Source organism: Hydrogenophaga sp. FW305-3-2-15-A-LB1, from assembly GCF_058787875.1.
On sequence record NZ_JBYTAE010000146.1, the window covers coordinates 1 to 6,943 of the forward strand.

The window sequence follows — 6,943 nt, forward strand, 5'->3', positions numbered from 1 at the left end:
ATCCCACCCCACCCACGCAGGGCGCCTCACCGGCCTGGTCGCCGCGCTGGCCCTGTCGCAGGCCGCCTGCGGCACGGCGCCGACCGTGCCCGAGACCGTCGGCAACGGCACGGTGACCATCCAGATGACCAACCCCACGGTCACCGTGGCCACCGCGCCGCCCCTGGTGACGCCGGTGACGGCCCCACCCTCGCAACCCCCCATGGTGCTCAGCGGTGACACGACCCCGGTGCCCGACGTGGTCACGGCCCTGCTGAGCTACGCCGACCGCTTGCACGCGCTCAGCCCCGCCGACCTCGCCGCCGAGATCGTGGTGCAGGGCGACCCCGGCAACGTGGCGCTGCGCCAGATGCAGCTGGCCCTGGCGCTGACCCACCTGCGCCAGCCGGCCGACACCGCGCGCGCGCTCGGTCTGTTCCAACGCGTGATCGCCCACCCCGGCCCCGAGAGCCTGCCGCTCAAGCCGCTCGCCCGGCTGCTGGCCAACCGCCTGCTGGACCAGCGCAAGCTGGAGGAAACCACGGACCGCCAGGCCCAGCAGTTGCGCGACAGCCAGCGCCGCATCGACCAGCTCAACGAACGGCTGGAAGCCATGCGCGCCATCGAGCGCAGCCTCACCACGCGCCCACCGGCCGCCGCGCCCAACGGCGCGCGCCCCACCACGCCATGAACGCCAGCCCCGAGCGGCCTTCGGCGCCGCGCGCACGGCTGCTGGTTGTCGACGACGACGCCGACATGCTGCGCCTGCTGGCCATGCGCCTGGGCGCGGCGGGCTACCAGGTGACCTCGGTCGGCTCGGCCGAGGCCGCGCTCAGCCAGCTCGACATCGAACGGCCCCAGCTGGTGCTCTCCGACGTGCGCCTGCCCGGGCGCGACGGCCTGGCGCTGTTCGACGAGATCCGCGCGCGCCACCCCTCGCTGCCGGTGATCCTGCTGACCGCGCACGGCACCATCCCCGATGCGGTGGAGGCCACGGCGCGTGGCGTCTTCACCTACCTCACCAAGCCCTACGACGCCAAGGAACTGCTCGAGAAGATCGCGCAGGCCCTGGCCCTGGGCGCGCCCGCGCACCAGAACACCCACGTGGACGAGGCCTGGCGCAGCGAGATCGTGAGCCGCTCCAACCGCATGGCCGACCTGCTGGCCGAGGCGCGCATGGTCGCGCAGTCCGACGCCAGCGTGCTGCTGCGCGGCGACTCGGGCACCGGCAAGGAAATGCTGGCGCGCGCCATCCACAAGGCCAGCGCGCGCGCCAACCGCCCCTTCATCGCGGTGAACTGCGGCGCGATCCCCGAGGCCCTGCTCGAATCCGAGCTGTTCGGCCACATGAAAGGCGCGTTCACCGACGCCGTGGCCAACCACAAGGGCCTGTTCCAGGCGGCCGACGGCGGCACGCTGCTGCTCGACGAGATCGGGGACATGCCGCCGGCCCTGCAGGTCAAGCTGCTGCGCGTGCTGCAGGAGCGCGCGGTGCGCCCGCTGGGCTCGAGCCAGTCGCTGCCGGTGGACGTGCGCATCATCTCGGCCACCCACCGCGACCTGGAAGACGCGATGGCCGCCGGCCAGTTCCGCGAGGACCTGTACTACCGGCTCAACGTGGTCACGCTCACGCTGCCCACCCTGGCCGAGCGGCGCGAGGACATCGCCCTGCTGGCCAACCACTTCCTGGCCCGGCTCGCGGCCAAGTACGGCAAGCGCAGCTCGGGTTTCGCGCCCGAGGCGCTCAAGGCGCTCACCCTGGCGGCCTGGCCCGGCAACGTGCGCCAGCTCTACAACGTGGTCGAGCAGGTCTGCGCCCTGTCGACCACGCCGCTGGTCTCGCTCGCGCTGGTGCAGCGCGCGCTGCGCACGCCGTCGATCGAGGTGCTCAGCTTCGCCGACGCCAAGCAGCGCTTCGAGCGCGAGTACCTGGTGGACCTGCTCAAGATGACCGACGGCAACGTGGCCGACGCGGCCCGCCTGGCGCAGCGCAACCGCACCGAGTTCTACCGCCTGCTGCAGAAACACGCCCTGACCCCGGGGCTGTTCAAAAGCGATGCGCCGGGCGCCGCCAGCGACGCTGTCGCCGATGAGTGACAAGGCCAAGCCCTTGTTTTTGCTGGTTTTTTTCTGAACGAAGGCCCAGCCTGTCGCCATTCGGCGACAAAAACGGGGCTTGAAATGCCCGCCAGCGCGGCGAAACGCCGAAAACACATCTGGATACGGGAAAAGTCGTTGATCTGATTGGGTTTTTTCGGGTTGGCACAGGGTTTGCCCTTATACCGGCATGCCCTTCACGATTCGCCCGTTTTTCACCACCCGCCGCCTGCGCGGCTGGGGCGTGCTCGGCGCCCTGCTGGCCTCGTTCTGCGGGGCGTCGGCCCACGCACAGCGTGTGGACTGGGACCAGATCACCCAGCTCGCCAAGGCGCGTGCCCAGCAGCCCTATCAGGCAAACAGCGACAAGCTGCCCGCCGAGCTCGCCACCATCACCTACGACCAGCTGCGCGACATCCGGTTCAAGACCGACCAGTCCGTCTGGCGCGCGCAGAACCTGCCCTTCGAAGCCCAGTTTTTCCACCTCGGCCTGTACCAGACCGAGCCGGTGCGCATCCACGAACTGACGGCCGACGGCACGGTGAACCACCTGCCCTACCGGGGCGCCGATTTCGACTACGGCAAGAACAGCTTCGACACCAGCCGCTGGGGCGACCTGGGCCACGCGGGCTTTCGCCTGCACTACCCGCTCAACGGCCAGGCCTACAAGGACGAGCTGATCGTGTTCCAGGGCGCGAGCTACTTCCGCGCGCTCGGCGCGGGCCAGCAGTACGGCCTGTCGGCGCGCGGCCTGGCGATCGACACCGTGGGCGGCAGCGGCGAGGAGTTCCCGCGCTTCTCCGAGTTCTGGCTGCAGCGCCCCGCCGCGGGCGCGACCGAGGTCACCGTGTTCGCGCTGCTCGAATCGCCGCGCGCCACCGGCGCCTACCGCTTTGTGATCCGCCCCGGCCAGCAGACCACCACCACGGTGACCACGCGCGTGTTCCTGCGCGCCGGCGCCGGCCCGGTGAACACCCTGGGCATCGCCCCGCTCACCAGCATGTTCCTCTCGGGCGAGAACCAGCCCATGCCCGGCGACTTCCGCCCCGAGGTGCACGACTCCGACGGCCTGATGATGGTCAGCGGCGAAGGCGAGTGGCTGTGGCGCCCGCTGCAGCGCCCCAAGGCGGTCACGGTCAGCTCCTTCACCCTGCAGAACCCGCGCGGCTTCGGCCTGATGCAGCGCGACCGTGCCTTCGCCAACTACGAAGACGTGGAAGCGCGCTACGAGCGCCGCCCGAGCGCCTGGGTCAAGCCGGTGGGCGACTGGGGCGCGGGCCGTGTGGAGCTGGTGCAGCTGCCCACGCCCGATGAGACGCACGACAACATCGTCGCCTACTGGGTGCCCGCCCAACTGCCTGCCGCCGGCCAGCCGCTGGAACTGAGCTACGAACTGGCCTGGCAGGGCGACACCCAGCAGCGCCCCCCGTCGAGCTGGGTCACCCAGACCCGCAAGGGCTATGGCTTCACCCGCCTCTCGCCGGCCGAGCAGGCGCGCCAGCCGCAGTACGTGATCGATTTCGCCGGCCCCGCGCTGGACAGCCTGCCCGCCGGTGCGCCCGTCAAGGCGGTGGTCACGGCCAACACCAATGGCCGCGTGCTCGAAACCCTGGCCTACCCCAATCCCGCCACGCGCACCTGGCGCGTGACCGTGCGCGTCGAGCGCGTGGACCCGACCCAGCCGGTCGAGCTGCGCGCCTTTCTTCAACACCACAACGACACCGTGAGCGAAACATGGACACATCTGCTGCTTCCCGAATGAGCACGGCCCACCCCAGTTCGCACCCCGGTGCGGCGCCTGAAAGCCTTCCCATGCCCCAGCATGCCCTGACCCAGCTGCGCGAAGAGCGCCACCCCAATTCCGTCACGGCGCCTCCGATCAACCGCGGCTCCATGGTGCCTCGCCCCTGGCGCGGCTTCTGGAACAGCATCGGCACCGCGCTGCTGAGCACGGCCAGCCGCGTGCTGCCCCCGCGCACGCCCGCCGTGGCGTCCGCCGAGGTCGCCGAAGCGCCCATGGCCTGGCAGAGCGCGGCCAACCGCCGCCGACTGGTGTTCGCCCTGCTCACCGTGGTGAGCACCGCGTTCGCCACCAGCCTGTTCGCCGATGCACAGCCCGAGCACCACAACGCCTGGCTGCAGTACGGCCAGCTCGCGCTGTTCGGCCTGCTCTCGGCCTGGGTCGTCACCGGCTTCGTGACGGCGCTCATGGGCTTCTGGGTCTCGCTGTTCGGTGACCGCCACACGCTGCGCGCGGCCGACGTGAAAGACCACGCCATGAACCCCGAGGCGCGCACGGCGATCATCATGCCGATCTGCAACGAGGACGTGGCCACCGTGTTCGCCGGCCTGCGCGCCACCTGCGAATCGCTCGCCGCCACCGGCCACGCCGGCCAGTTCGACGTGTTCGTGCTCTCCGACAGCTACAACCCCGAGATCGCCCAGGCCGAACGCAAGGCCTGGGAAGACCTGCGCGCCGCGCTGGCCGCCCAGCCCGAGCTGCCGTCGATCGAGGTGTACTACCGCCTGCGCACCCGCCGCACGCACCGCAAGGCCGGCAACGTGGCCGATTTCTGCCGCCGCTGGGGCAAGGACTACCGCTACATGGTGGTGCTCGACGCCGACAGCGTCATGAGCGGCAACTGCCTGGTGTCCATGGTCAAGCTGATGGAAGCCAACCCCCGCGCCGGCATCGTCCAGACCGCCACCCAGGCCATCGGCCACGCCACCCTGCATGCGCGCGCGCAGCAATTCGGCTCGCGCGTGACCGGGCGCCTGTTCACGCTGGGCATGCAGTTCTGGCAGCTGGGTGAGTCCCACTACTGGGGCCACAACGCGATCATCCGCGTCGAGCCTTTCATGAAGCATTGCGCGCTGGCGCCCATCAAGGGCACGGGCGGCATGTCCGGCGGCATCATGTCGCACGACTTCGTCGAAGCCGCGCTGATGCGCCGTGCCGGCTACCACGTGTGGCTGGTGTCCGACCTGACCGGCAGCTACGAGCAGCAGCCGCCCGACCTGCTGAGCGAACTGCAGCGCGACCGCCGCTGGTGCCAGGGCAACCTGCAGAACTCGCGCCTGATGGCCGAACCCGGCATCCACCGCGTGCACCGCACCATGTTCGCCATCGGCGCCATGTCCTACCTCTCGGCCCCGCTGTGGCTGGCCTTCCTGTCCATCGGCACCGCGCTGTGGGCGGCCGATTCCAGCGCCATCCCGAGCTGGCAGGCCGTGCCCGAAGAACTGCGCGCGCTGTGGATGTGGACGCTGACCATGCTCTTCATGCCGCGCGTGCTGGGCCTGCTGGCGGTGTTCATGAAGGGCGAGCAGAAGTCCTTCGGTGGCACCGTGGGCCTGCTGGGCAGCTCGGCCGTGGAAACCGTGCTGGCCCTGATGCAGGCGCCGATCCGCATGCTGGCGCACTCGCTGTTCGTGCTGGTGGCGATCACCGGCCTGAAGCTGGAATGGAAGTCGCCTCCGCGCGAAGCGGCCGGCGTGACCTGGCGCGATGCCGTGGCGCGGCTGGCCCCCATGACCCTGGTGATCGGCCTGCTGGCCGTGGGTGTGGCCGCGATCAACGCCAACGCGCTGATCTGGCTGGCACCGGTGGCGATGCCGCTGCTGCTGGCGGTGCCGCTGACCGTGGCCACCAGCCATGTGGACCTGGGTGCCTGGATGCGCTCGCGGGGCGTGCTGCTGATTCCCGAAGAATCGTGGTCACCCGCGGTGCTGCGCCGCGCCTGGCGCCATGCCAGCCGCTTCGGCCTGCCGCACGCGGCCTGACCGGCGCCCCCGTTTCCGTCCAACGCGCCGCTCTTGCGGCGCGTTGTCGTTTCAGCGCACGACGCTGTAGTTCGCCGGTACGAAGCGGTAGCCCTTGCCCTCGCGGCGCAGGTGGCCGATACCGGGGAACGAGAGGTGGGAAGCCGCGACCCAGTAGCCGTTCTTCGCGGCGTCCGCGTAGGCCTTCTGGCGCTGCGCGGCGGCGGCCTTGCTGTCGGTGTCGAATGCGATGGTGACAGCGGGGTTGGCGAACTGCACTGCGGCGACGTGCATCAGGTCGCCCCACAGCACCAGCTTCTGGCCCTTGCTTTCCACCAGGTAGGTGCTGTGGCCCGGTGTGTGGCCGCGCGAGGCCTGGGCCTTGATGCCGGGCACGAGTTCGGTGTCGCCGTTGAAGGGTTTGAACTTGCCGGCGCTGATGTAGGGGTTGAGCGCAGCCATGGCGCCCTGGAAGAAGCCTTTGGCGTCGGCCGGTGCTTTTTCCATCTGGGCCTGGCTGAGCCAGAAGTCGGCATCGTGCTGGTCGGCGTGCACGGTGGCGTTGGGGAAGGCGCGTTGGTCGCCGGCCAGGAGGCCGCCGACGTGGTCGGGGTGCATGTGGGTGACGATGACCGCATCCACCTGGTCGGGCTGGTAGCCGGCGGCCTTGAGGTTGCCGAGCAGTTTGCCGAGGGTGGGGCCGAACAGGCCGGCGGCGCCGGCGTCCACCAGCACGAGCTGGCTGCCGGTGTTGATGAGGTAGGCGTTGACCGAGGTTTCGACCGGGGCCTTGAGAAAGGACTGGTTGAGCGCGGTTGTGACCTTGCCCGGCTGGGTGTTGGTGAGCAGCTTGTCGACCGGCAGATCCACCGTGCCGTCGGACAGTGCGGTGATCTCGAAGTCGCCCAGCATCATGCGGTAGTAACCCGGCGCCGAGGTCTTGACCATGGGCGCTCCGGCTTGGGCCGTTGCCGCCCCCAGAGCCAGGGCGATGGCGAGGGAGGTTTTCTGCAGCCAGCGATGGGTGTTCATGGGGTTTTGCTCCACTTGGGTTGACGGGGTTTGTGAGGATACGGCTTACTTCATTCCAACGGGTGGGCAGGGT

General features: G+C 69.9%; 5 protein-coding genes. 4 read left to right on the top strand and 1 reads right to left on the bottom strand.

Going from position 1 to position 6,943, the window contains the following annotated elements; all coding sequences use genetic code 11:
• The 4 genes from AC3WPZ_RS27250 to mdoH all read left to right on the top strand — a co-directional run.
• On the top strand, positions 1 to 670 hold a 670-nt coding region (locus AC3WPZ_RS27250; protein WP_492442470.1), incomplete at its 5' end, for a hypothetical protein.
• Entirely contained in the window at positions 667 to 2,076 is a 1,410-nt protein-coding gene (locus AC3WPZ_RS27255; RefSeq protein WP_382154692.1) for a sigma 54-interacting transcriptional regulator, read from the top strand. The genes AC3WPZ_RS27250 and AC3WPZ_RS27255, both read left to right, overlap by 4 nt.
• A gap of 190 nt (positions 2,077 to 2,266) precedes the next feature.
• Positions 2,267 to 3,838, top strand: a complete 1,572-nt coding sequence (locus tag AC3WPZ_RS27260; RefSeq protein WP_492442472.1) for a glucan biosynthesis protein G — start codon at positions 2,267 to 2,269, stop codon at positions 3,836 to 3,838.
• A gap of 50 nt (positions 3,839 to 3,888) precedes the next feature.
• Positions 3,889 to 5,859: a glucans biosynthesis glucosyltransferase MdoH gene (gene mdoH, locus AC3WPZ_RS27265; protein ID WP_444687311.1), complete on the top strand. Its 1,971-nt coding sequence runs from the start codon at positions 3,889 to 3,891 to the stop codon at positions 5,857 to 5,859.
• 51 nt (positions 5,860 to 5,910) lie between these two features.
• On the opposite strand, the gene AC3WPZ_RS27270 is transcribed toward mdoH, so the two are convergent.
• Positions 5,911 to 6,870 carry an MBL fold metallo-hydrolase gene (locus AC3WPZ_RS27270; RefSeq protein ID WP_492442474.1) on the bottom strand — a complete coding sequence of 320 codons (960 nt, stop codon included), beginning with the start codon at positions 6,868 to 6,870 and terminating at the stop codon, positions 5,911 to 5,913.
• Positions 6,871 to 6,943: the final 73 nt, after the last annotated feature.